Origin of the sequence: Lentilactobacillus kisonensis DSM 19906 = JCM 15041, from assembly GCF_001434135.1 — a bacterium.
In the GTDB taxonomy this organism is placed as follows: domain Bacteria; phylum Bacillota; class Bacilli; order Lactobacillales; family Lactobacillaceae; genus Lentilactobacillus; species Lentilactobacillus kisonensis.
The window spans coordinates 51,437-73,591 of record NZ_AZEB01000008.1; the positions used below are offsets into that span (position 1 = coordinate 51,437).

Here is a 22,155-nt window from a genome sequence, read left to right on the forward strand (position 1 = left end):
ATTCTCGTGAAAATATGTGATTGAATTAAAGCAAGTTAGTCAACCAATTCAAGAATAACCATTGGTGCACCGTCACCGCGGCGAGGCATAGTCTTCAAGATTCGGGTATAACCACCATTGCGATCAGCATACTTAGTAGCTAACTCACCAAATACTTTTTGCAAAGCAGTGGTAACGGTAATATCATCACCGTCTTCTTTAACATCAGCAACAACATCACGAATGAATGCAGCAGCTTGTCGACGGGCGTGTAAATCACCGCGCTTACCAAGTGAAATCATCTTATCGGCAGTGGAACGAACTTCCTTCGCTTTTGCTTCAGTTGTAACGATTTGTTCATGAATAATCAAGTCAGTCGTTAGGTTTCGAAGCAATGAACGACGATGTGCGCTACTACGTTGTAATTTCCGATAACTCATAATTTAGATGTCCTCCTTTTTGTTTGTTAGTCTTCTTTACGAAGTGAAAGGCCTAATGCAGCTAATTTTTCTTTGACCTCTTCAAGAGACTTTCGACCTAAGTTACGAACTTTCATCATATCAGCTTCAGTCTTTTCAGTAAGCTCTTGAACAGTATTAATGCCAGCACGCTTCAAACAATTGTAAGAACGAACGGATAGATCCAATTCCTCAATTGTCATTTCCAACATTTTTTCCTTGTGGGTCTCTTCTTTTTCAACCATAATTTCGGTATTCTTAGCTTCGTCAGTCAAGTCTACGAACATTTCAAGATGTTCAGTTAAAATCTTGGCTGCTAAACTAACGGCTTCACTTGGGGTGATTGAACCATCAGTCCAAACGTCCAAAGTTAACTTATCAAAATCATCACGTTGTCCAACCCGAGTGCTCTCAACTTGATAGTTGACACGTTCGATTGGGGTATAAATTGAATCGACCGGAAGCACACCAATAGGCATCTCTGAACTACGTTTCTTGTTCTCAACAGCTGAAACATAGCCGCGACCCTTATTAGCAGTTAATCGCATGTGGAAAGTCGCACCATCGGCAACTGTTGCAATGTGTAGGTCAGGATTTAAAACCGTCACATCACTATCGCCTTGGATATCACCGGCAGTAACATCAGCGGGACCAATGACGTCGATCTCTAAATTCTCTTCTTCATCTTCTGGTCCATCTAATTTCAAAGAAATTTTCTTAACATTCAGGATAATCTGAGTAACATCTTCAACTACTCCCTTAATAGTTGAAAATTCATGAAGAACATCATCAATTTGAATGCTCGTAACAGCAGCACCAGGGAGTGATGATAATAGTGTTCGTCGTAAAGAATTACCAAGGGTAGTCCCATAGCCACGTTCAAGTGGTTCAACTACGACTTCACCGTAGTTCTTTGTCTCTTCTATCTTATGAATGTTAGGCTTTTCAAATTCAATCATTCTTATCATTAACCCCTTTCAAAACGCGTGAGTCTACATGCAAAATATCAATATACTCAAACAAAATAAACTTCACTATATTGAATGTCTCTAATTAAACTCGACGACGCTTTGGAGGACGAGATCCATTGTGAGGTACCGGAGTAACATCACGAATAGCAGTGACTTCCAAACCAGTAGCTTGAAGTGCACGAATAGCAGCTTCACGACCAGAACCTGGTCCTTTAACAGCTACTTCAACGGATTTCATACCATGTTCCATTGAAGCTTTTGCAGCTGCTTCAGCAGCCATTTGAGCAGCAAATGGTGTTGATTTACGACTTCCACGGAAGCCCAATGCACCAGCTGATGACCAGGAAACAGCGTTCCCTTGGGCGTCAGTAATCATAACTAAAGTATTGTTAAATGTTGAGTGAATATGAGCAATTCCAGTTGCAATATTTTTTTTAGCCCGGCGCTTGCGACTTGTCTTTTTGTTTACCATAAAAACAGATGACCTCCTTTATTTATTATTTTCTTCTGCCTGCGGCAACCTTGCTGCCTTTACGAGTGCGGGCATTGTTCTTGGTATGTTGACCACGAACGGGTAGGCCACGACGATGACGCATTCCTCGATATGAACCAATTTCTTGAAGGCGCTTGATATTCATACTTACTTCACGACGTAAGTCACCTTCAATTTTTAGGTTACTAACAATTTCACGGATTTTGTCTTCTTGATCTGGTGTTAAATCACGCACACGAACATCTTCTGATACCCCAGCTTGAGCTAAGATTTTCTCAGAAGTGCTTGTACCGATACCAAATATATATGTTAATCCGATGACAATTCGCTTATCACGGGGTAAATCAATTCCGGCAATACGAGCCATTGAGCATACACCTCCTGTTTACGTTTATTTACCTTGGCGTTGTTTATGCTTCGGGTTTGCTGAGCAAATAATCATTACTCGGCCTTTTCGCTTAATTACTTTACAATGTTCACACATTGGTTTTACTGATGGTCGTACTTTCATTTTTAATCCTCCTCGAAAAATGATGAAGACAAGAATTACTTAAACCGATAAGTAATTCTACCCTTACTCAAATCGTAAGGAGACATCTCAACAGTAACTTTGTCACCAGGAAGAATTCGAATGTAATGCATTCGGATCTTTCCTGAGACATGAGCTAAAATTTCATGTCCGTTTTCAAGTTCGACACGAAACATTGCATTAGGCAATGTTTCAACCACTTTTCCTTCAACTTCAATAACATTATCTTTAGCCACTCAATAACACCTCCAATGTTAAATTTAGATTGAATTAAATAATTTAACTTGACAAACCTTTGATAGTCTACCACATCCATCTTATTTCATCAATCTAATAGTCTCAACACCTTACGAATAGCTATTAAAGTGAGCTAAGAATTTGATCTACTTTTTGCCAAACTTCATCAATAGATTGACTACCATCGACATTAAACAATAAGTTACGATCCTTGTAATAAGAAATCAGTGGGGTATTCATCTTGATATTAACTTTAAGTCGGGTCTTAACGGCCTCGGGCTTATCATCTTCACGTTGATAAAATTCATGACCGCCACAAACATCACAAGTCCCTGGAACTTTTGGCATGTGATACAACTTATGATAAGTAGCACCACACTTTTTACAAATGAACCGACCAGTTAACCGATCAGTCAACAGTTTAGGATCAACATCAATGTTAATCACTGCAGACAATGGCTTATTAAGATCTTCCGTCATCTGTGCTAAGGCATCCGCTTGCTCTAAAGTTCGCGGATAACCGTCTAATAGAAATCCTGGCTTCGTATCATCCTCAGCCAATCGTTCCTTAACGATCCCATTCGTTACTTCATCAGGAACCAAATTACCCTTATCTGTATATTCCTTAGCTTTTAATCCAAGAGCGGTCTCATTAGAAATCGCTTCTCGAAACATGTCGCCAGTTGAAATATGGGGAATTTGGTATTTATCAACAATATATTGAGCCTGAGTTCCCTTACCGGCTCCTGGCAATCCCATCAAAATTAAATTCAATGACATCTAACAATTCCTCCTTGCTGTATACAATCTTTAATTACTATTCATCAGTTGGTCGGGGACCATGGATAAAGCCAACATACTCACGCTTCATCATCAAACCACGAATTTGACGAATTGTTTCGATTGCAACACCAACAACGATTAGTAAACTAGTTCCACCAAGTCCAATTGATTCATCCAAGTTCCATAAATTTTGTGCAATTAATGGAATTAACGAAATAACTCCTAGGAATAAAGCACCAACGGTACTCAATTTCATCAAAAGAGTTGAAACATAGGATTGGGTTTCATGCCCTGGCCAAACACCAGGAATATAACTTCCTTGCTTCTGTAAGTTCTCAGAAAGTTTCTCTGGGTTAACCTGAACAAACGCATAGAAGAATGTAAACATGATAATCAAAATGGTATAGAACGCTGCTCCAGTTGGTGTCTGCATATTAAACACATTATTTAATATTTGGAACCAAGTAGCAGTTGAATAGTTATTTGTAAATGCCATCAAAATGGTTTGGGGAGTTGCAATAAAGGAACTAGCAAAGATAACTGGAATAACACCAGCAACGTTAACCTTTAATGGTAGGTAACTGCTGTCAGGTGATCCTGATACCCTTCGTGTGTATTGAATTGGCACTCGCCGTTCGGCCTGTTGTACCCAGGTCACAAACGTAACAATTGCTAAAACAATGATCAGAAGTGCAATTGCAAATAAAATTGGTTGCCATAAATCAGAACCAGTTACCCCAACAAAGTACTGTTGCCACAATGATTGCAAACCAACAGGGATTCTAGCGACAATCCCGGCGAAAATGATCATGGAAATTCCATTTCCAATCCCTCGCTCGGTAATCATGTCACCCATCCAAGTGGTCAGCATTGTTCCACCAGTCAAGATCAATCCGATAATAACAAATGTTTTGATGCTGGGGTTGTTAACTAGGTTTAAACTACTCAACTGGTTAAAACCAGCCGTAATTCCAACAGATTGGAAGAAAGCCAGAATAACAGTCAGGTAACGGGTGTGTTGGTTTAATTTCCGACGACCAACTTCACCTTGCTTACCCCATTCAACATACCGCGGAACAATATCCATCTGCAGTAATTGGATAATGATTTGTGCAGTGATGTAAGGAGATACTCCCATCGCAAAGATCGAATAGTTTGTAAGTCCACCACCACTAAATGTATTCAGAATGCTAACTAGTCCTGATGAAGCGACTGATTGAAGTGCCTTCGCGTTAATACCGGGAACCGTTATGTACGCTCCCAATCGGAATATCACTAAAACAAAGAGCGTAAATAAGATTTTATTCCGAATTTCTTTAACCTTGAATGCACCTGCCAAAGTCGAGAGCATTAAACCACCTCGATTTTACCGCCCGCATTTTCAATAACGGATTGTGCAGCTTTTGAAAACTTATTAGCCTTAACGGTTAATTTCTTAGTAAGTTCACCATTACCAAGAATCTTAATACCAGCCTTGGTGTTTTTTACGATTCCAGAAGTTTGAAGTAATTCAGGTGTTACTTCAGTACCATCATCGAAAGTCTCAAGTTTAGCAACGTTAACCACAGCATATTCTTTACGGTTAATGTTGTTAAATCCACGTTTAGGTGTTCGACGGTACAATGGCATTTGGCCACCTTCGAATCCTACACGAGTCTTTCCACGTGCTTTTTGTCCCTTTTGACCACGACCAGCAGTCTTACCTTTACCTGCTGAACGGCCGCGACCCTTACGAGTACGTAATGAACGAGAACCTTCTGCAGCCTTCAATTCATGTAATTTCATGAAATTGGCACCTCCTTACGAATTTATTTAGTCTTTAATTTGTTCTACTTCAATTAAGTGAGCGATCTGAAATAATGCCCCACGAATAGATTCGTTATCTGGTTTGACAACGGTACTATTAACTCGACCAAGGCCAAGTGCCTTCACAATTTTGCGTTGCTTTGGGAGGCGGTGAGTTACGCTACGTTTTAAAGTAATTTTTAATTGAGCCATTTAAAACACCCTCCTTATTCAGCTAAATGTTGGGTTGAAACACCACGTAAAGCTGAAACTTCTTCAGCACTCTTCAATTCAACCAAGCCTTGGAATGTTGCTCGGATAACGTTGATAGGAGTATTAGAACCCAATCGTTTACTAGTAACATCATCGACGCCAGCTAATTCCATAACGGAACGAACGGCACCACCAGCTGCAACTCCAGAACCTTCTTCAGCGGGCTTTAACATAATCCGGCCACCACCAAATGTTCCTAAAACTTCGTGAGGAATTGTTGTACCAACAATCGGAACCTCAATCAAGTTTTTACGAGCTGCTTCAACGGCTTTACGAATTGCTTCGGGAACTTCTTGTGCTTTACCAGTTCCAAAACCAACGTGACCGTGCTTGTCACCGACAACTACCAAGGCGGCAAAACGAAGACGACGACCACCTTTAACAACTTTAGTGATCCGGTTGATAGATACAACGTTGTCTTCAAGCTCTAACTTTTCTGGATCAATAAATTTCTTCATGTGCGGTTATTCCTCCTTTATTAGAATTCTAGCCCATTTTCACGAGCTGCGTCTGCAAGAGCTTGAACACGACCATGGTACAAATAACCACCACGATCGAAAACAACCTTTTTGATGTTCTTTTCGCTTGCACGTTGAGCTACTAATTTACCAACACCGGCTGCTTGTTCAGTCTTGTTTCCATCGCTGACTGCAGAATCTAGTGTTGAGGCACTAACAAGCGTTACACCCGCTACGTCATCAATTACTTGAGCGTAGATGTTCTTATTTGAACGAAAAACATTTAAGCGTGGGCACTCGGCAGTACCAGAAATTTTGTTGCGGACACGGTTATGACGACGTTTCCGACTCTTATTTTTATCTGGTTTAGAAATCAAAATAGTCACCTCAAAATTTTATTAGGCCGGTATTTTACTTACCAGTCTTACCTTCCTTACGAATAATATGTTCGTTTTCATAACGAATTCCTTTACCTTTATATGGTTCAGGTGAACGAATTGCACGAACGGATGCAGCAAAGTCACCAACGTGTTGTTTGCTGATACCACTGATATGGATCGTGGTATTATCTGGAACATCCAATGTAATGTCTTCTGGAACAGCCATTTCAACTGGGTTTGAATAACCAACGTTAAGCGTTAAAGTTTTACCTTTAAGCTGGGCACGGTATCCAACACCAACCAGTTTCAATGTCTTCTTAAAGCCATTAGTAACTCCCTCAACCATGTTGTTGAAGTTAGCTCGAGACGTCCCATGCAAAGCACGGACCTTATCGTTGTAATCGCCAATCGGCTCGAAGTTTACTTCGTTATCGGTAACGTTCATCTTAATCTGTGATGACATTTCACGACTCAAAGTACCCTTGGAACCTTTGACAGTTACAGTGTTACCATCTGTTTTAACCTCAACACCCTTAGGTAAAACAACTGTTTTATAACCAATTCGACTCATCTATCACACCTCCAATTTTAATGAATTTATTACCAAACGTATGCTAGCACTTCGCCGCCAATTTTTTGGGCACGTGCTTGCTTATCAGTAATCACACCATTTGATGTAGAAATAATTGCAATTCCTAGACCATTTAAAACCTTAGGAACAGCATCTGCTTTTACATATGAACGCAGACCTGGTTTTGAAATTCGCTTCAAACCAGTAATGACACGTTGCTTATCCTTTCCGTATTTCAGGAAAACGCGGATAACGCCTTGCTTGTCATCTTCGATATATTCAACATCGCGAACAAAACCCTCACGTTTGAGAATTTCAGCAATGTCTCGTTTGATTTTTGATGCAGGAACTTCAACTGTTTCATGGTAAACCATGTTCGCATTACGAATACGAGTTAAAAAGTCTGCAATTGGATCAGTCATAGACATCAGCGCACAACCTCCTTTTTAATATATTACCAACTAGCTTTCTTCATGCCGGGAATTTGACCTTTATGGGCAAGTTCACGAATGCAAAGACGGCATAAATGAAATTTCTTGTATACTGAACGAGGTCGTCCACAGCGTTCACAACGGGTATAATTCTGGGTTGAAAACTTTGCAGGGCGTTCACTTTTTACAATTAATGATTTTTTAGCCAATGTGAAACCTCCTCATTATCTAGCAAATGGCATACCGAATTGAGCTAACAACTCATGTGACTCTTCATCGGTATTTGCTGTAGTTACGATTACAATATCCATCCCTCGAACACGGTTGACATTATCATAATCAATTTCTGGGAAAATTAATTGTTCCCGAACACCCAATGTGTAATTTCCACGGCCATCAAAAGCTCGACTGCTTACACCATGGAAGTCACGAACACGTGGCAGGGAAACGTTAATTAACTTGTCCAAGAAGTCATACATCCGATCGCCTCGAAGTGTTACCTTCGCACCAATCGCATTACCTTCACGTAATCTGAATCCGGCAATTGACTTTTTAGCCTTTGTAATCAATGGCTTTTGACCAGAGATAAGGGCCAATTCAGAAACAGCTTCATCCAAATTTTTAGCGTTAGTAACTGCATCACCAACACCCATGTTCAAAACGATCTTATCGATCTGTGGGGCTTGCATCACTGATTTATAGCTAAATTTTTCCATCATATGTGGGGTAATTTCGCTATTGAATTTTTCTCGTAAACGACTTGACATTTAAAAGGGTTCCTCCTTTCGCTATGGGTTTAATCGATCGCTTTTTGCGATTTCTTTGAGTAACGTACTTTTTTACCATCCTCAACTTTAATACCAATACGAGTTGGTTCGTTGGTTGATGGGTCAATTAGCATAACATTTGAAACGTGGATTGGGGCTTCTGCATCAACAATACCACCCTGTGGGTTTGTAGAAGAAGCTTTGGTATGTTTTTTAACTTTGTTGATACCTTCAACAATCACACGATCTTTTGAAGCGATAGTCTTTGTAACTGTCCCTTCCTTACCCTTGTCCTTACCACTAATAACACGGACTTTGTCACCAGTTTTAATGAACATCTACGGCACCTCCTTATATCCTGGTTGTGATTAAAGTACTTCTGGGGCTAATGAAACAATCTTCATGAAGTTGTTATCACGTAATTCACGAGCAACCGGGCCAAAGATACGAGTGCCTTGGGGACTCTTGTCATCACGAATCAAAACAGCAGCATTTTCATCAAAACGGATGTATGAACCATCTGTACGGCGAGTAACTGACTTAGTACGCACGATAACTGCCTTAACGACATCACCCTTTTTGACAACGCCACCTGGTGTTGCTTGTTTTACAGTAGCAACGATAGTATCGCCGATTCCGGCATACCTTCTTGTTGAGCCACCTAAAACTTTAATAGTAAGCAATTCTCTTGCACCTGAGTTGTCGGCAACTTTTAATCGACTTTCTTGTTGAATCACAGGTATATCCTCCCTTCATCGTTAAAATAGAATACGATAATTAATTTAAGTTAAATGATAACCGCTTTTTCAACAATTTTGATCAAACGGAAACGTTTCGTCTTTGACAATGGACGAGTTTCCATAATCTGAACTGTATCGCCGATTTTAGCTTCATTATTTTCATCATGAGCAGTGAATTTCTTTGAGTAACGAACACGCTTGCCGTATCGTGGGTGAGTCTTGTAAGTTGAAACTTCGACGGTGATGGTCTTGTTACTCTTGTCAGAAACAACACGTCCCTGATAAACTTTACGCTCGTTGCGTTCTTCAGCCATTAATTATACCTCCCTTATCGTATTCTACTTATTTAATTCTTGTTGACGAAGTGCAGTCTTAATACGCGCAATATTCTTACGAACTTGCTTCAATCGCGCAGTGTTTTCCAATTGACCAGTGGCTAATTGGAAACGAAGATTGAACAATTCATCTTTGTAATCTTTTTCTTTATCAATCATTTGAGCAGTGGTTAACTTACTAATATCTTTAGCCTTCATTTGATTCGCCACCTACTTCCTCACGTTCTATGATCTTTGTACGAACGGGAAGCTTGTTTGATGCAAGACGTAATGCTTCATGAGCAGTTGCTTTATCAACGCCGCCAATTTCAAACAATACTTTACCACGCTTAACTGGTGATACCCAGCCAGCTGGTGTTCCTTTACCATTACCCATTCGAACGCCGACACCTTTTTCAGTATATGACTTGTGAGGGAAAATCTTAATCCAAACTCTTCCTCCACGCTTCATATGACGAGTCATCGCCACACGACATGCTTCGATTTGACGGTTGGTGATCCAATGTGAATCAAGTGATTGCAAACCATAATCACCAAATGTAACCGTCTTGCCACCTTTGGCTGAACCACGAAGCTTGCCACGATGTTCACGACGATGCTTGACACGTTTAGGTACTAACATGTTTATTTCCCTCCTTTATCAGCTTTACTGTTCTTTGGCTTTTCAGGGAGAATCTCACCACGATAGATCCAAGTCTTTACACCAATGGAACCATAGGTAGTAAAAGCTTCAACCCATGAGTAGTCGATATCTGCTCGTAAAGTATGCAATGGAACAGTTCCATCAGAATAGCTTTCAACCCGAGCCATATCAGCACCGTTAAGACGACCAGAAACCTGGGTCTTGATACCTTGAGCTCCAGCCCGCATTGTCCGCTGCATAGATTGACGCATTGCCCGACGGAATGCAACACGGCCTTCCAATTGACGAGCGATGTTTTCACCAACTAATTTAGCATCCAAATCAGGCTTCTTGATTTCAATGATGTTGATATGAACCCGCTTGCCAGTTAAGTTGTTAAGTTCCTTACGGAGATTCTCTACTTCTGATCCACCCTTACCAATAACCATTCCTGGCTTAGCAGTGTGAATTGAAACATTAACGCGATTTGCGGCACGTTCAATTTCAACAGTAGAAACTGACGCGCTAGCAAGACGCTTCTCTATATATTTACGAATTTGTAAATCTTCACGCAAATATGCAGCATAATTCTTACCTGCATACCATTTTGCTTCCCAGTCGCGAATGATTCCAACTCGTAAACCATTAGGATTTACCTTATTACCCACGCGTTACCCCTCCTCTTTTTCAGATACAACGATTGTAATATGACTAGTGCGCTTATTAATTGGTGATGCAGAACCCTTGGCACGTGGACGGAACCGCTTAAGAGTTGCACCTTCGTTAACGAAGGCTTCACTAATGAATAAGTTCTCGCTATCTAAATCAAAATTGTTTTCTGCATTAGCAACAGCAGACTTAAGTACTTTTGAAACTACTGGAGAAGCACCGCGTGGTGTGAAATCTAAAATTGCGGCGGCTTCGGCAACGCTCTTGCCTCTGATAAGATCAACTACAAGACGGACCTTTCGTGCGGCAATGCGAACAGTTTTAGCAGTTGCTTTTGCTGATGTAACTTGTTCAGCCATTTGTTATCCTCCTTGCTTTTAAACAGTCTTCTTATCGTCAGTATTATGACCATGGAAAGTACGGGTTGGAACAAATTCTCCAAGCTTATGGCCTACCATGTCTTCTTGAACGTACACTGGGACGTGTTTCCGTCCATCATAAACAGCAAATGTGTACCCAATGAAGCTTGGAAAAATCGTTGAACGACGTGACCAAGTCTTGATAACAGACTTTTTGTCTTGATCTTTTTGAGCATCTACTTTTTTAAGTAAGTACTCATCGGCAAATGGTCCTTTTTTCAAACTACGACTCATTTTGCAACCTCCTCTGTACAAGTATTCTTTCTTATTAAGTAATTAAATTACATCTTTGAACCCTTGCGGCGACGTACAATAAACTTGTTTGAACGAGCCTTCTTAGAACGGGTCTTCTTACCAACGGTCTTCTTACCCCATGGAGATAATGGTGATGGGAGACCAACTGGTGCTTTACCTTCACCACCACCATGGGGGTGATCGTTAGGGTTCATTACAGATCCACGAACATGAGGACGTTGACCCTTGTAACGTGTTCGGCCAGCTTTACCAACATTAATTAATTCGTGTTCTTCGTTTCCAACAGAACCAATAGAAGCCCGGTTTGTGCTAAGAACTAAACGAACTTCGCCTGAAGAAAGACGAACCAATGAATATTTGCCATCTCGACCAAGTAACTGTGCGGATGCACCTGCTGAACGAGCAAGTTGACCACCCTTACCAGGCTTGATTTCAATGTTATGAATGATTGATCCAACTGGAATGTTGGAAAGTGGCAAAGCGTTACCAGCCTTGATATCTGCCTCAGGACCAGATTGAACTTTATCACCGACTTTCAATCCCTTTGGTGCAATAATGTATGATTTAATCCCATCTTCATAAACTAATAAAGCAATATTAGCAGTCCGGTTAGGATCATATTCAATCGCTTTAACAGTTGCTTCAACATTATCTTTGATACGTTTGAAATCAATAACTCGATATTGATTCTTGTTTCCGCCACCACGATGACGAACAGTCATTCGACCGTAGTTATTACGACCAGCTGTTTTGCTTTTTGATTCAAGTAAGGACTTCTCTGGCTTAGTCTTAGTAATGCCACTGTAGTCCAAACTCGTCATATTACGTCGACCGTTACTGGTTGGCTTATATGTTTTAATGGCCACAACGTTTCCCTCCTAGTTTTAAGATTATAAATTATTCTTCGCTGAATAATTCGATTTCTTTTGAATCTTCAGACAAGGTAACAATGGCCTTACGACGTTTCCGAGTATAACCAGCATATCTACCTTGACGCTTTAACTTACCTCTAACGTTCATGATGTTTACTTTGACAACTTTAACATCGAAAATGTCTTCGACAGCCTTCTTGACTTGTGTTTTAGTTGCTCGTAAATCAACATCGAATGTGTATGTTTTGTTGTCCATCTTACTAGTTGTTTCTTCAGTAATGACTGGACGTAAAATAATATCGCGTGATTCCATTATGCGAGCACCTCCTCTACTTGAGAAAGAGCAGCTTTTGTAATGATAACTTTGTCATGATCAGCAACATCCAATGTGTTGATTCCCTTTGCAGAAACAACTTTTACATTTTCCAAGTTACGTGCTGATAACAATGCTTTTTCGTTGTCATCTTCCAAAACTACTAATGTCTTAGTTGAAACATTCAATTTGTCTAACATTTCAGCAAATTCTTTAGTCTTAGGTGTGTCAAATGCCAAGGCATCAACAACAACCAACTTATCATCTGAAACCTTTTCAGATAATACTGACTTCAATGCCAATCGTGAAACTTTCTTAGGCAAATGATATGAGTATGAACGAGGAGTTGGTCCGAAGACAATTCCACCGCCACGCCATTGAGGTGAACGAATAGAGCCTTGTCGAGCTCTACCAGTACCCTTTTGACGCCAAGGCTTCTTGCCACCGCCGCGTACAGCAGAACGGTTCTTTACTGAATGGGTTCCTTGGCGTAAAGAAGCGCGTTGCATCAGGATTGCGTCGAACACAACGTGATTATTGGGTTCAACCCCAAAAATACCATCGTTAAGTGCAACAGTCCCATTTTTACTTCCATCTTGTTTGTATAATGCTACGTCAGTCATCTATGGTTGCCTCCTTTCTACTTTTTTGATCCGTCGTTAACAGCTGATCTGATTGTAATGAATGATTTGTTTGCACCTGGGACATTCCCCTTGATTAAGATAACGTTGTTGTCTAAATCAGTGCTTACAACTTCAAGGTTTTGAATTGTTACTGTCTTATTACCCATTCTTCCAGGTAATTTCATACCAGGAACAACTCGGTTAATGATTACACCAAGAGAACCTGGACGACGGTGATAACGAGAACCATGAGTTTCAGGTCCACGTGATTGACCATCTTTATGAATATTTCCTTGGTATCCATGACCTTTGGTAGTACCAGTTACATCAACGATGTCGCCTGGTTCGAAAATATCCGCCTTAACTTCATCAGATACTTTATAATCTCCCAGCTCAACATCTTTGATTTCTTTAATGAAGCGCTTAGGAGTCGTTTTTGCCTTATCTGCATGTCCTTGTTCAGGCTTGTTGGTAAGCACAGCGCGCTTATCTGAATAACCTAACTGAACAGCCTCATAACCGTCGTTTTCAACGGTTTTGATTTGCATGATGACGTTTGGTGTCACTTCAACGACAGTTACTGGAACTAATTCGCCGTTATCCGTGAAAACCTGAGTCATGCCAACTTTCTTTCCTAAGATTCCTTTTCTGGTCATGAGTACACCTCCAATATATTGTAATTATTATAGTTTGATTTCGATATCCACACCACTTGGCAGGTCGAGCTTCATTAATGAGTCAACCGTCTTAGGTGTTGGATTTAAAATGTCAATTAATCGCTTATGAGTTAAGATCTCAAATTGTTCACGTGAGTCCTTAAACTTATGTGGTGATGCAAGAACCGTGTAGATTGTTCGGTCTGTGGGCAATGGAATTGGACCTGAAATCGTAGCTCCAGTTCTTTGCGCAGTAGCAACAATCTTGTCTGCTGATTGATCTAAGATGCGATGTTCGTATGCCTTCAAACGGATACGAATTTTTTGTTTTGCCATTGTATTCCCTCCTTCGTCTATTTTGAAAATATGACTAACTCCGTGAAAATTACCGCCAAACCCATGGCAAAGCATCCGGGTGTGTCGCAACCTTTCACATCACAGCTAATACGTAATGCTTTTTAGGCAAACTTATCCCTAAAAACAAGTACTTAAATATTGTACTAAAAAATAGTCAATAAAACAAGGGTAACCACGAATAAATTTGCGAAGCGATGCAATTGAGATGATTCTCAAAAAAATACGAGGACAAAGTAACCACTCATTGAACTCCATTAATCCGTTTACACATATCTATTTCGAAAAATAGCCATTCTTATATAGTTAAAGTGCTCGAAAAAACTAAATTTCCAAAATAAAAAAGGATCAGGAAAATTTCCCAATCCTTTAATAGTGACTATTCAGCGGATGGATTGCCGCCGTTTTTCTTAATGATTTCAGCTTGAATACTCTTTGGAACTGCTTCGTAATGATCGAAAGTCATGGTGAAAGTACCACGACCTTGTGATGCAGAACGAAGAGTCGTTGCGTAACCAAACATTTCCGCCAAAGGAACGTAAGAATGAATAACTTCTGCGCCGCTTCGACTTTCCATACCATCAACCCGACCACGTCGTGCGGTAACTTGGCCCATGATATCACCCATGTATTCTTCAGGAACGTTAATATCAACCTTCATGATTGGTTCCAAAATAACAGGAGCAGCACTCTTAGCAGCATTTCGAAGGGCAAGCGAAGCAGCAACCTTAAAAGCAGCTTCACTAGAATCGACTTCATGATAACTACCATCATATAACTTGGCTTTTAAATCAACCAATGGGTACCCGGCAAGCACACCATTAGACAATGACTCTTTCAAACCTTGTTCAACGGCTGGGATGTATTCACGAGGAACAACCCCACCAACAATGGCATCTTCGAATTCGAATCCTTTTCCTTCTTCATTAGGTGTAAATTCAATCCAAACATCACCATATTGTCCTTTACCACCAGACTGACGGATGAATTTCCCTTGAGCCTTAGTTGGTTTCGTAAATGCTTCACGATATGAAACTTGTGGCGCACCAACAGTGGCTTCAACGTGGAATTCACGTTTCATACGGTCAATGATGATATCCAAATGCAACTCACCCATTCCGGCAATCAATGTTTCGCCGGTTTCAGGATTAGTTGTTGCCTTGAATGTTGGATCTTCTTCAGAAAGCTTCTGAAGGGCAACGTTCATTTTATCTTGGTCAGCCTTTGTCTTAGGTTCAACGGCAACCTGGATAACTGGATCAGGGAATTCCATTGATTCCAAATGAAGTGGATGGTCAACATCAGTCAATGAATCACCAGTAGTGGTGTTCTTCAATCCAATGGCAGCCGCAATATCACCAGAGAATACTTCTGGAATTTCTTGACGGTGATTTGAATGCATTTGAAGTAAACGACCAACACGTTCACGTTTATCTTTGGTTGCATTCAAAATATATGAACCTGATTCAAGCGTTCCTGAGTAAACACGGATATAAGTTAAACGACCAACGAATGGGTCAGTCGCAACCTTAAATGCTAAGGCTGCGAAACTAGCATCGTCATTTGCTTTCAATTCAACTTTGTCACCAGTGTCAGGATCAGTGGCGTTGTATGGCTTAACATCCAATGGTGATGGTAAGTAATCAATGGTTGCATCCATCAACATTTGAACACCCTTGTTCTTGAAGGCTGAACCAGCTAATACTGGGAACAGTTCCAAGTTCAAGGTCGCCTTACGAATAGCGGCCTTGATTTCGGAAATTGAAATTTCTTCCCCTTCAAGGTACTTATTCATAATATCGTCGTCAACGTCAGCTAATGTTTCAATGAGTTGATCACGACGCTTGTTAGCTTCTTCTTTGTATTTATCAGGAACATCAACTGTATCCCAATTAGAACCAAGCTTATCTTCATCATAGATGTCGGCTTTCATTTCGATCAGGTCAATAACCCCTTCGAAATCGTCCTCAGCCCCAATTGGCATTTGAATTGGTAACGGCTTAGCGTTTAACCGATCCGCAATTGATGAAACTGAAAAGTCAAAGTTGGCACCAACTTTATCCATCTTGTTAACAAATACGATCCGTGGAACATCGTAATCTGATGCTTGTCGCCAAACCGTTTCAGTTTGTGGTTCAACACCAGCTTGGGCATCAAGAACGGCAATCGCACCATCAAGAACTCGAAGTGACCGTTCAACTTCAACGGTGAAGTCCACGTGTCCTGGGGTATCAATGATGTTGATACGGTGGTCTTTCCATTGGGCCGTCGTAGCAGCTGACGTGATGGTAATACCACGTTCCTGCTCTTGTGGCATCCAGTCCATTTGTGAAGCACCATCATGGGTTTCACCAATTTTGTGAATTTTACCGGTATAATACAAGATCCGCTCAGTGGTCGTTGTTTTACCAGCATCAATATGGGCCATAATCCCAATATTACGAGTTTTTTCTAGCGGAAATTCTCGTGTGTTAGCCATTGTGTAACTCCTTCCGATTCGTACAAAAAGTGGCTAAATTAGCCACTCACTAATTTGAACTGTTTGAAAATGGTAATCTTACCAACGATAATGTGCAAAGGCACGGTTGGCTTCAGCCATTCTATGAGTATCTTCACGCTTCTTAACAGCAGCACCAGTGTTGTTAGCAGCATCCATGATTTCACGAGCAAGTCGTTCAGTCATTGTATGCTCACCACGTGAACGAGCATAGTTAACGATCCAACGTAAGCCCAAAGTTGTTCGCCGATCTGGTCGAACTTCGATTGGAACTTGGTAGTTAGAACCACCAACACGACGCGCTTTAACTTCAAGAACTGGCATAACATTCTTCATAGCTTCTTCAAACACGTCAACTGGTTCGTTATTAGTTTCTTTTTTAATTAAGTCAAATGCACCATATAAAATTTGTGATGCGGTTCCACGCTTACCGTCTAACATCAAACGGTTAATTAAACGGGTTACCAATTTTGAATTATAAATTGGGTCAGGAAGTACTTCCCGTTTTTGAACATTTCCTTTTCTAGGCATTTCGTTATCCTCCTCATGATTCTATAGAACTAAATATTTAGATTGCATTAGTAAGATTATTCTTTAGGCCGCTTAGTACCATACTTAGAACGACCTTGACGACGATCTTGAACACCAGCGGTATCAAGAGCACCACGAATAACGTGATAACGAACACCAGGCAAATCCTTAACACGGCCACCACGAATCAATACGACACTATGCTCTTGTAAGTTATGACCAATTCCTGGAATGTATGCCGTAACTTCAATTAAGTTAGACAAACGAACACGGGCATATTTACGTAAAGCAGAGTTAGGCTTCTTTGGTGTCATCGTACCAACACGGGTTGCAACACCTCGTTTTTGAGGAGCAGGAACGGTAACAGCCTTCTTCTTAAAACTATTGTAAGCATAGTTTAAAGCTGGTGACTTTGATTTTGAAGTTCTAGAATGACGTCCTTTACGGACCAATTGGTTAATTGTAGGCATCTAAAAAGTTCTCCTTTCAAATTTTCAATGTAAGTCCACACATCCAGGCGGTTCTTTTTTATGTAAAAATAAATGTGTACCGCCCAACACTTTTTGTCATAAACAGTCAGCATGTCTGATTATTCAGGAATCTGTCACAAAAAGCACCTTGTCTAATTTATCATGCTAGGCAATTTGTGTCAACAACTCCGCAAAAAAATATTTTAGCCGCCTAATGCGTATATAACTACTAGAGGTAAAGAGATGATATTAATACAATTTATACTTGGTTCAAGCATCGCGTCATTTATTTCCCTGGTTGTTTCCCGCCACTTAGTTGGCGAGTCAATTGTAATACCGAGATCACACTGTGACTCATGTCAGCACCCACTGTGTTATTACGATCTGATTCCAATTATAAGCTACTTAACGCTAAGAGGAAGGTGCCGATATTGCAGGGCAAAGATTCCACCAACAACCATTATCGTTGAATTCGTTTTGGGCGTCCTGTTTATTTTAACGCCGCTTGACTTCTTTAACGTCATTTTCCTTCTTAACGTAATAATTTTGCTCGCCCTTAGCTTGTTTGATATCAGCACTCAACGGGTGCCAACCCTTGGAATTCTGTTCTTATTAATCACATATATTATTAGCGGTCATCATACCAGCCATCAATTAATCATCGCAACGCTTTTCTACATCGTGTCACAATTAATTAACTACCGTGAACGATTTATTGGCAACGGAGATATTGATATCTTGATTTGTTTGTGGCTCCCTACTAATCTTGGCTTTATGCTGTGGGTAACCTGTCTTGCATGCATCAGCGCTATTATTTATCTGCTAATTATCCCTTGGCCTAATAATAACAAGATTCCCTTTGTCCCGTTTATTACAATTGGCTATGTCTTGACCCATCACTTCCAAACGATCTTACAAGCACTGATCACATGACTGAATATGTATAAAAAAGGACGCTACCCAATAAATCGGATAGCGCCTTTTTTTTGACCATAATAGCATCATTAATAGCTACTACTTAGTCGTCTTACTCTTATTAGCGTCTTCAGCTTTCATCTTTTCTTCGAGCTCACTGATTGAATAAACCCCATCAGTTGAAGAGTTACCAATTTCCTTTGGCTTAATCCCACGGTAATCAGGCATTCCTGTTCCGGCTGGAATTAATTTACCAATAATAACATTTTCCTTCAAACCAACAAGTGGATCATTCTTACCACGAATAGCAGCATCTGTAAGTACTCGAGTCGTTTCCTGGAATGAAGCAGCGGACAAGAAACTGTTCGTTTCAAGGGCAGCCTTAGTAATTCCAAGTAATACTGGACGAGCAGTAGCTGGAATTCCACCAGAGACAACAGCATCGGCGTTACTATTCTTAAAGTCGAAGATATCCATCAAGGTCCCAGGAAGAACATCTGTATCCCCTGGATCCATGATCCGAACCTTACGAAGCATCTGCCTAATCATGATTTCCACATGCTTATCAGCAACTTCCACCCCTTGCATTCGGTAAACTTTTTGAATTTCATGCAGGAGATAGTTTTCAGTTGAAAGAACATCCCGAACCTTCAGCAATTCCTTAGGATCAACAGAACCTTCGTTCAATGCAGATCCACGGTGGATAAAGTCACCTTCAGCAACTCTCATCTGAGCCGTAATTGGAACTGTGTATGTTCTTGTATCGGATTCACCTTTAACAGTAACTTCCTTGGTTCTTTCAGCAGGGTTTTCTTCAATTGACTCAATGGTCCCAGTAACTTCACTGATTTCAGCTTTACCTTTTGGATTACGGGCTTCAACAATTTCTTGAACTCGAGGTAATCCTTGAGTAATATCGGCGTTACCAGCAACACCACCAGTATGGAAGTTCCGCATGGTCAACTGAGTACCAGGTTCACCGATTGATTGAGCAGCGACAGTACCAACTGCTTCACCAACTTCAACCTCGTCTCCAGTAGCCAAGTTACGACCATAACACTTTTCACAAACACCATGAATGGTATTGCAAGTGAAGGCAGAACGAATCGTAACTTCCTTAATCCCCAGTGCGTCAATTTGTTGTGCTTGGTCTTCGTTAATCATTGTGTTAGCAGCAACGATTACATCGCCTGTCTTAGGATTCTTAACCGTCTTATGAGCATAACGGCCCACAATTCGGTCATATAATGGTTCGATCATTTCATTTCCCTCAGTAATTGCACTGATGGTCAAGCCACGATCGGTCCCACAGTCCTTTTCACGAACAATGACATCCTGAGCCACATCAACAAGCCGACGGGTCAAATAACCAGAGTTGGCAGTCTTAAGAGCGGTATCAGTCATTCCCTTACGAGCCCCATGAGTAGAGATGAACATTTCCAAAACAGAAAGTCCCTCACGGAAGTTCGAAGTGATTGGTAATTCCATAATCTCACCGTTAGGAGCGGCCATCAAACCACGCATTCCAGCTAACTGAGTAAAGTTTGAAATGTTACCACGGGCACCGGAATCACTCATCATATAGATTGGATTTTGTGGATCTTGTTCATCCATCAAACGCTTCTGGATATCATCCTTAGCATCATTCCAGATTCCAATAACTCGCTCGTAACGTTCATGATCAGTAATCAGTCCACGACGGAACTGTTTTGTAACCATATCAACCTTTTTGTGCGCAGCATCAATAATCGCTTGTTTATCAGGCAACTGCGTAATATCAGTAATTCCAACGGTTAAGCCGGATTTAGTCGACTCATTGTACCCAAGATCCTTCATCCGATCAAGGAAGAAGGATGTTTCAGTTACTTTATAGCGCTTGTAAACTTCAGCGATAATGTCACTCAAGAATCCCTTCTTAAAGGGTGGCACTAATTCAGCATTCTTCAAATGATCATGGATATCTTCACCAGGTTCAAGGAAGTACTTATCATCAACATAATTATTAATATTGGTGTCGGTAGGTTCATTGATGTATGGGAAGTCTTCCGGCAAAATCTTATTGAAAATAATCTTACCAACAGATGTTACTAAGATCTTACCCAATTGATCCTTAGTGAATGTTTTCTTAGGATAGGCTGAAGCACTAATTCCAACCCGTGTATGCCAATGAACGATTCCGTTCTTGTAGGCTAATTGAGCTTCATCAGGTGAATTAAAAATCATGCCCTCACCTTCACGCCCAGCTTCTTCCATCGTCAGGTAATAGTTACCAATAACCATATCTTGAGATGGCGTTACAACTGGTTTTCCATCCTTAGGTGCCAAAATATGACCAGCAGCCAGCATCAGTAATCGTGATTCAGCTTGAGCTTCGTCAGATAACGGAACGTGGATCGCCATTTGGTCACCATCAAAATCGGCATTGTAGGCTTCACAAACCAGTGGATGCAACCGCATTGACTTGCCACTTACTAATACAGGTTCAAACGCTTGAATTCCAAGACGGTGAAGCGTTGGTGCCCGGTTCAATAGGACAGGATGCTCCTTGATAACATCTTCTAAAACGCTGAAGACATCATCATCTTGCCGTTCAATTTTACGCTTAGCATTCTTGATGTTAGAAGCCAGATTGCGGCCAACCAATTCCTTCATAATGAATGGCTTGAATAATTCCATTGCCATCGGAACTGGTAATCCCATTTGGTTCATTCGCAAATGAGGACCAACATCAATAACTGAACGCCCAGAATAGTCAACCCGCTTACCAAGTAAGTTCTGTCGGAAACGACCTTGCTTACCTTTAAGCATATGTGACAATGACTTCAATGGACGGTTACCGGGACCAGCAACTGGCCGGCCACGACGACCATTATCAATCAATGCATCAACGGCTTCTTGAAGCATCCGTTTTTCGTTTTGAACGATAATTCCAGGTGCATTTAAATCAAGTAAGCGTTTCAACCGATTATTCCGGTTAATCACTCGACGGTACAAATCGTTCAAGTCAGAGGTCGCAAACCGACCACCTTCCAATTGAACCATTGGTCGCAGATCCGGTGGGATAACGGGAATTGCATCCATTACCATCCAAGAAAGTTGATTCCCAGATTGGACAAATGCTTCCAAAATATCCAAACGGCGAACGGCTCGTGTCCGCTTCTGGCCGGTTGCATTCTTTAATTCATCCTTTAATTCGGCAACTTCCTTATCAACGTCAACGTCATTTAATAACGTCTTAATTGCCTCAGCACCGATTTGAGCTTCAAAACGAGGGCCGTATTCTTGTTTCTTATCACGGTATTCCCGTTCTGAAAGTAATTGTTTTTTCTCCATTGGCGTGTTACCTGGTTCAGTAACAACGTATGAAGCAAAGTAAATGATTTCTTCAAGTGCCCGAGGGCTCATATCCAATACAAGACCCATCCGGCTTGGAATTCCTTTGAAGTACCAAATGTGGGTAACTGGAGCAGCCAATTCAATATGGCCCATCCGTTCACGACGAACTTTTGAACGGGTAACTTCAACTCCACAGCGGTCACAAACAATTCCCTTGTATCGGATTCGTTTGTATTTACCACAAGCACATTCCCAGTCCTTGGTTGGGCCGAAAATCCGCTCGTCGAACAAGCCGTCTTTTTCTGGTTTTAGCGTCCGGTAGTTAATGGTTTCAGGCTTTTTAACTTCGCCATATGACCAGCTACGGATTTTATCAGGAGAGGCTAGTCCAATTTGCATACTCTCGAATTTATTAACATCGACCACTAGTTTG

General features: G+C 40.9%; 34 protein-coding genes. 1 reads left to right on the top strand and 33 read right to left on the bottom strand.

What is annotated here, in order from left to right:
• Nucleotides 1–35: 35 nt before the first annotated feature.
• The 32 genes from rplQ to rpsL all read right to left on the bottom strand — a co-directional run bounded on the left by rplQ (nucleotide 36) and on the right by rpsL (nucleotide 17,471).
• Complete coding sequence (rplQ, locus tag FC98_RS05565) at nucleotides 36–419, bottom strand: 50S ribosomal protein L17 (RefSeq protein ID WP_008855777.1); 384 nt, start codon at nucleotides 417–419, stop codon at nucleotides 36–38.
• Between the two features lie 26 nt (nucleotides 420–445).
• Nucleotides 446–1,396 (bottom strand): DNA-directed RNA polymerase subunit alpha, encoded by a 951-nt coding sequence (locus FC98_RS05570; protein WP_056949308.1) that lies wholly within the window; start codon nucleotides 1,394–1,396, stop codon nucleotides 446–448.
• Nucleotides 1,397–1,490: 94 nt separating this feature from the next.
• Entirely contained in the window at nucleotides 1,491–1,880 is a 390-nt protein-coding gene (gene rpsK, locus FC98_RS05575; RefSeq protein ID WP_008855779.1) for a 30S ribosomal protein S11, read from the bottom strand.
• 25 nt (nucleotides 1,881–1,905) lie between these two features.
• Nucleotides 1,906–2,268, bottom strand: a complete 363-nt coding sequence (rpsM, locus tag FC98_RS05580) for a 30S ribosomal protein S13 (RefSeq protein WP_008855780.1) — start codon at nucleotides 2,266–2,268, stop codon at nucleotides 1,906–1,908.
• Between the two features lie 24 nt (nucleotides 2,269–2,292).
• Entirely contained in the window at nucleotides 2,293–2,412 is a 120-nt protein-coding gene (rpmJ, locus tag FC98_RS05585; RefSeq protein WP_008855781.1) for a 50S ribosomal protein L36, read from the bottom strand.
• 35 nt (nucleotides 2,413–2,447) lie between these two features.
• Nucleotides 2,448–2,666 carry a translation initiation factor IF-1 gene (gene infA, locus FC98_RS05590; protein WP_008855782.1) on the bottom strand — a complete coding sequence of 73 codons (219 nt, stop codon included), beginning with the start codon at nucleotides 2,664–2,666 and terminating at the stop codon, nucleotides 2,448–2,450.
• A 124-nt stretch (nucleotides 2,667–2,790) separates the two neighbouring features.
• Nucleotides 2,791–3,441 (bottom strand): adenylate kinase, encoded by a 651-nt coding sequence (locus FC98_RS05595; protein WP_191981999.1) that lies wholly within the window; start codon nucleotides 3,439–3,441, stop codon nucleotides 2,791–2,793.
• 43 nt (nucleotides 3,442–3,484) lie between these two features.
• Complete coding sequence (gene secY / locus FC98_RS05600; protein WP_056949309.1) at nucleotides 3,485–4,801, bottom strand: preprotein translocase subunit SecY; 1,317 nt, start codon at nucleotides 4,799–4,801, stop codon at nucleotides 3,485–3,487.
• Nucleotides 4,801–5,235, bottom strand: a complete 435-nt coding sequence (rplO, locus tag FC98_RS05605) for a 50S ribosomal protein L15 (RefSeq protein ID WP_008855785.1) — start codon at nucleotides 5,233–5,235, stop codon at nucleotides 4,801–4,803. Before rplO ends, secY begins: the two co-directional genes overlap by 1 nt.
• A 27-nt stretch (nucleotides 5,236–5,262) precedes the next feature.
• Nucleotides 5,263–5,448, bottom strand: a complete 186-nt coding sequence (gene rpmD / locus FC98_RS05610; protein ID WP_008855786.1) for a 50S ribosomal protein L30 — start codon at nucleotides 5,446–5,448, stop codon at nucleotides 5,263–5,265.
• 14 nt (nucleotides 5,449–5,462) lie between these two features.
• Nucleotides 5,463–5,966: a 30S ribosomal protein S5 gene (rpsE, locus tag FC98_RS05615; RefSeq protein WP_008855787.1), complete on the bottom strand. Its 504-nt coding sequence runs from the start codon at nucleotides 5,964–5,966 to the stop codon at nucleotides 5,463–5,465.
• A 20-nt stretch (nucleotides 5,967–5,986) separates the two neighbouring features.
• On the bottom strand, nucleotides 5,987–6,343 hold the full coding sequence (gene rplR, locus FC98_RS05620) for a 50S ribosomal protein L18 (RefSeq protein WP_040470899.1): 357 nt from the start codon (nucleotides 6,341–6,343) through the stop codon (nucleotides 5,987–5,989).
• A 34-nt stretch (nucleotides 6,344–6,377) separates the two neighbouring features.
• Nucleotides 6,378–6,917 carry a 50S ribosomal protein L6 gene (rplF, locus tag FC98_RS05625; RefSeq protein WP_008855789.1) on the bottom strand — a complete coding sequence of 180 codons (540 nt, stop codon included), beginning with the start codon at nucleotides 6,915–6,917 and terminating at the stop codon, nucleotides 6,378–6,380.
• A 29-nt stretch (nucleotides 6,918–6,946) separates the two neighbouring features.
• Nucleotides 6,947–7,345, bottom strand: a complete 399-nt coding sequence (gene rpsH, locus FC98_RS05630) for a 30S ribosomal protein S8 (protein WP_008855790.1) — start codon at nucleotides 7,343–7,345, stop codon at nucleotides 6,947–6,949.
• Nucleotides 7,346–7,371: 26 nt separating this feature from the next.
• Complete coding sequence (locus FC98_RS14195; protein WP_003635667.1) at nucleotides 7,372–7,557, bottom strand: type Z 30S ribosomal protein S14; 186 nt, start codon at nucleotides 7,555–7,557, stop codon at nucleotides 7,372–7,374.
• Nucleotides 7,558–7,572: 15 nt separating this feature from the next.
• Nucleotides 7,573–8,115 (bottom strand): 50S ribosomal protein L5, encoded by a 543-nt coding sequence (rplE, locus tag FC98_RS05635; RefSeq protein WP_040470902.1) that lies wholly within the window; start codon nucleotides 8,113–8,115, stop codon nucleotides 7,573–7,575.
• Nucleotides 8,116–8,144: 29 nt separating this feature from the next.
• Entirely contained in the window at nucleotides 8,145–8,453 is a 309-nt protein-coding gene (rplX, locus tag FC98_RS05640) for a 50S ribosomal protein L24 (protein WP_008855792.1), read from the bottom strand.
• 30 nt (nucleotides 8,454–8,483) lie between these two features.
• Nucleotides 8,484–8,852: a 50S ribosomal protein L14 gene (gene rplN, locus FC98_RS05645; protein ID WP_008855793.1), complete on the bottom strand. Its 369-nt coding sequence runs from the start codon at nucleotides 8,850–8,852 to the stop codon at nucleotides 8,484–8,486.
• Nucleotides 8,853–8,902: 50 nt separating this feature from the next.
• On the bottom strand, nucleotides 8,903–9,169 hold the full coding sequence (gene rpsQ, locus FC98_RS05650) for a 30S ribosomal protein S17 (RefSeq protein WP_008855794.1): 267 nt from the start codon (nucleotides 9,167–9,169) through the stop codon (nucleotides 8,903–8,905).
• Nucleotides 9,170–9,193: 24 nt separating this feature from the next.
• A complete protein-coding gene (rpmC, locus tag FC98_RS05655) occupies nucleotides 9,194–9,388 on the bottom strand; it encodes a 50S ribosomal protein L29 (protein WP_008855795.1) in 195 nt (64 codons plus the stop codon).
• Nucleotides 9,378–9,812: a 50S ribosomal protein L16 gene (gene rplP / locus FC98_RS05660; protein ID WP_008855796.1), complete on the bottom strand. Its 435-nt coding sequence runs from the start codon at nucleotides 9,810–9,812 to the stop codon at nucleotides 9,378–9,380. The genes rpmC and rplP overlap by 11 nt, the downstream gene beginning before the upstream one ends.
• Before the next feature lie 2 nt (nucleotides 9,813–9,814).
• Nucleotides 9,815–10,480: a 30S ribosomal protein S3 gene (rpsC, locus tag FC98_RS05665; RefSeq protein WP_008855797.1), complete on the bottom strand. Its 666-nt coding sequence runs from the start codon at nucleotides 10,478–10,480 to the stop codon at nucleotides 9,815–9,817.
• 3 nt (nucleotides 10,481–10,483) lie between these two features.
• Nucleotides 10,484–10,840 carry a 50S ribosomal protein L22 gene (gene rplV, locus FC98_RS05670; RefSeq protein ID WP_054654611.1) on the bottom strand — a complete coding sequence of 119 codons (357 nt, stop codon included), beginning with the start codon at nucleotides 10,838–10,840 and terminating at the stop codon, nucleotides 10,484–10,486.
• Nucleotides 10,841–10,858: 18 nt separating this feature from the next.
• Complete coding sequence (rpsS, locus tag FC98_RS05675; RefSeq protein WP_008855799.1) at nucleotides 10,859–11,134, bottom strand: 30S ribosomal protein S19; 276 nt, start codon at nucleotides 11,132–11,134, stop codon at nucleotides 10,859–10,861.
• A 47-nt stretch (nucleotides 11,135–11,181) separates the two neighbouring features.
• The gene (rplB, locus tag FC98_RS05680; RefSeq protein WP_082602784.1) at nucleotides 11,182–12,021 is read right to left on the bottom strand and encodes a 50S ribosomal protein L2; all 840 of its coding nucleotides are present in this window, start codon (nucleotides 12,019–12,021) and stop codon (nucleotides 11,182–11,184) included.
• A 31-nt stretch (nucleotides 12,022–12,052) separates the two neighbouring features.
• Nucleotides 12,053–12,340 carry a 50S ribosomal protein L23 gene (gene rplW, locus FC98_RS05685; RefSeq protein WP_008855801.1) on the bottom strand — a complete coding sequence of 96 codons (288 nt, stop codon included), beginning with the start codon at nucleotides 12,338–12,340 and terminating at the stop codon, nucleotides 12,053–12,055.
• Nucleotides 12,340–12,963 carry a 50S ribosomal protein L4 gene (gene rplD, locus FC98_RS05690; RefSeq protein WP_008855802.1) on the bottom strand — a complete coding sequence of 208 codons (624 nt, stop codon included), beginning with the start codon at nucleotides 12,961–12,963 and terminating at the stop codon, nucleotides 12,340–12,342. Before rplD ends, rplW begins: the two co-directional genes overlap by 1 nt.
• Nucleotides 12,964–12,980: 17 nt before the next feature.
• Complete coding sequence (gene rplC / locus FC98_RS05695; protein WP_056949310.1) at nucleotides 12,981–13,619, bottom strand: 50S ribosomal protein L3; 639 nt, start codon at nucleotides 13,617–13,619, stop codon at nucleotides 12,981–12,983.
• 27 nt (nucleotides 13,620–13,646) lie between these two features.
• Nucleotides 13,647–13,955 (bottom strand): 30S ribosomal protein S10, encoded by a 309-nt coding sequence (rpsJ, locus tag FC98_RS05700; protein WP_013728505.1) that lies wholly within the window; start codon nucleotides 13,953–13,955, stop codon nucleotides 13,647–13,649.
• Between the two features lie 397 nt (nucleotides 13,956–14,352).
• Nucleotides 14,353–16,452 (bottom strand): elongation factor G, encoded by a 2,100-nt coding sequence (gene fusA, locus FC98_RS05705; protein ID WP_056949311.1) that lies wholly within the window; start codon nucleotides 16,450–16,452, stop codon nucleotides 14,353–14,355.
• A 78-nt stretch (nucleotides 16,453–16,530) separates the two neighbouring features.
• Complete coding sequence (gene rpsG, locus FC98_RS05710) at nucleotides 16,531–17,001, bottom strand: 30S ribosomal protein S7 (protein WP_008855807.1); 471 nt, start codon at nucleotides 16,999–17,001, stop codon at nucleotides 16,531–16,533.
• Between the two features lie 56 nt (nucleotides 17,002–17,057).
• Complete coding sequence (rpsL, locus tag FC98_RS05715; protein ID WP_008855808.1) at nucleotides 17,058–17,471, bottom strand: 30S ribosomal protein S12; 414 nt, start codon at nucleotides 17,469–17,471, stop codon at nucleotides 17,058–17,060.
• Between the two features lie 243 nt (nucleotides 17,472–17,714).
• Here rpsL and FC98_RS05720 point away from each other — a divergent pair, with 243 nt between their 5' ends.
• Entirely contained in the window at nucleotides 17,715–18,404 is a 690-nt protein-coding gene (locus tag FC98_RS05720; protein WP_054654621.1) for a prepilin peptidase, read from the top strand.
• An 81-nt stretch (nucleotides 18,405–18,485) separates the two neighbouring features.
• Here the strand turns inward: FC98_RS05720 and rpoC are convergent, their stop codons facing one another.
• A complete protein-coding gene (rpoC, locus tag FC98_RS05725) occupies nucleotides 18,486–22,148 on the bottom strand; it encodes a DNA-directed RNA polymerase subunit beta' (protein WP_008855810.1) in 3,663 nt (1,220 codons plus the stop codon).
• Nucleotides 22,149–22,155 lie beyond the last annotated feature (7 nt).

Bases quoted from the DNA above. Each gene is read 5' to 3' on its own strand.
- secY (WP_056949309.1), bottom strand. From the start codon at position 4,801: ATGCTCTCGACTTTGGCAGGTGCATTCAAGGTTAAAGAAATTCGGAAT.
- rpsG (WP_008855807.1), bottom strand. From the start codon at position 17,001: ATGCCTAGAAAAGGAAATGTTCAAAAACGGGAAGTACTTCCTGACCCA.
- rpsM (WP_008855780.1), bottom strand. From the start codon at position 2,268: ATGGCTCGTATTGCCGGAATTGATTTACCCCGTGATAAGCGAATTGTC.
- rplO (WP_008855785.1), bottom strand. From the start codon at position 5,235: ATGAAATTACATGAATTGAAGGCTGCAGAAGGTTCTCGTTCATTACGT.
- FC98_RS05570 (WP_056949308.1), bottom strand. From the start codon at position 1,396: ATGATTGAATTTGAAAAGCCTAACATTCATAAGATAGAAGAGACAAAG.
- FC98_RS05720 (WP_054654621.1), top strand. From the start codon at position 17,715: ATGATATTAATACAATTTATACTTGGTTCAAGCATCGCGTCATTTATT.
- fusA (WP_056949311.1), bottom strand. From the start codon at position 16,452: ATGGCTAACACACGAGAATTTCCGCTAGAAAAAACTCGTAATATTGGG.
- rplP (WP_008855796.1), bottom strand. From the start codon at position 9,812: ATGTTAGTACCTAAACGTGTCAAGCATCGTCGTGAACATCGTGGCAAG.
- rplC (WP_056949310.1), bottom strand. From the start codon at position 13,619: ATGACCAGAAAAGGAATCTTAGGAAAGAAAGTTGGCATGACTCAGGTT.
- rpmD (WP_008855786.1), bottom strand. From the start codon at position 5,448: ATGGCTCAATTAAAAATTACTTTAAAACGTAGCGTAACTCACCGCCTC.
- rplW (WP_008855801.1), bottom strand. From the start codon at position 12,340: ATGGAATCACGCGATATTATTTTACGTCCAGTCATTACTGAAGAAACA.
- rpsJ (WP_013728505.1), bottom strand. From the start codon at position 13,955: ATGGCAAAACAAAAAATTCGTATCCGTTTGAAGGCATACGAACATCGC.
- rpsS (WP_008855799.1), bottom strand. From the start codon at position 11,134: ATGAGTCGTAGTTTGAAAAAAGGACCATTTGCCGATGAGTACTTACTT.
- rpsQ (WP_008855794.1), bottom strand. From the start codon at position 9,169: ATGGCTGAAGAACGCAACGAGCGTAAAGTTTATCAGGGACGTGTTGTT.
- rpsL (WP_008855808.1), bottom strand. From the start codon at position 17,471: ATGCCTACAATTAACCAATTGGTCCGTAAAGGACGTCATTCTAGAACT.
- rpmC (WP_008855795.1), bottom strand. From the start codon at position 9,388: ATGAAGGCTAAAGATATTAGTAAGTTAACCACTGCTCAAATGATTGAT.
- rpsK (WP_008855779.1), bottom strand. From the start codon at position 1,880: ATGGTAAACAAAAAGACAAGTCGCAAGCGCCGGGCTAAAAAAAATATT.
- rplF (WP_008855789.1), bottom strand. From the start codon at position 6,917: ATGAGTCGAATTGGTTATAAAACAGTTGTTTTACCTAAGGGTGTTGAG.
- rplV (WP_054654611.1), bottom strand. From the start codon at position 10,840: ATGGCTGAACAAGTTACATCAGCAAAAGCAACTGCTAAAACTGTTCGC.
- rplQ (WP_008855777.1), bottom strand. From the start codon at position 419: ATGAGTTATCGGAAATTACAACGTAGTAGCGCACATCGTCGTTCATTG.
- rpmJ (WP_008855781.1), bottom strand. From the start codon at position 2,412: ATGAAAGTACGACCATCAGTAAAACCAATGTGTGAACATTGTAAAGTA.
- rplD (WP_008855802.1), bottom strand. From the start codon at position 12,963: ATGACTGACGTAGCATTATACAAACAAGATGGAAGTAAAAATGGGACT.
- rpsE (WP_008855787.1), bottom strand. From the start codon at position 5,966: ATGAAGAAATTTATTGATCCAGAAAAGTTAGAGCTTGAAGACAACGTT.
- rplE (WP_040470902.1), bottom strand. From the start codon at position 8,115: ATGTCAAGTCGTTTACGAGAAAAATTCAATAGCGAAATTACCCCACAT.
- rplX (WP_008855792.1), bottom strand. From the start codon at position 8,453: ATGTTCATTAAAACTGGTGACAAAGTCCGTGTTATTAGTGGTAAGGAC.
- rpsH (WP_008855790.1), bottom strand. From the start codon at position 7,345: ATGTCTATGACTGATCCAATTGCAGACTTTTTAACTCGTATTCGTAAT.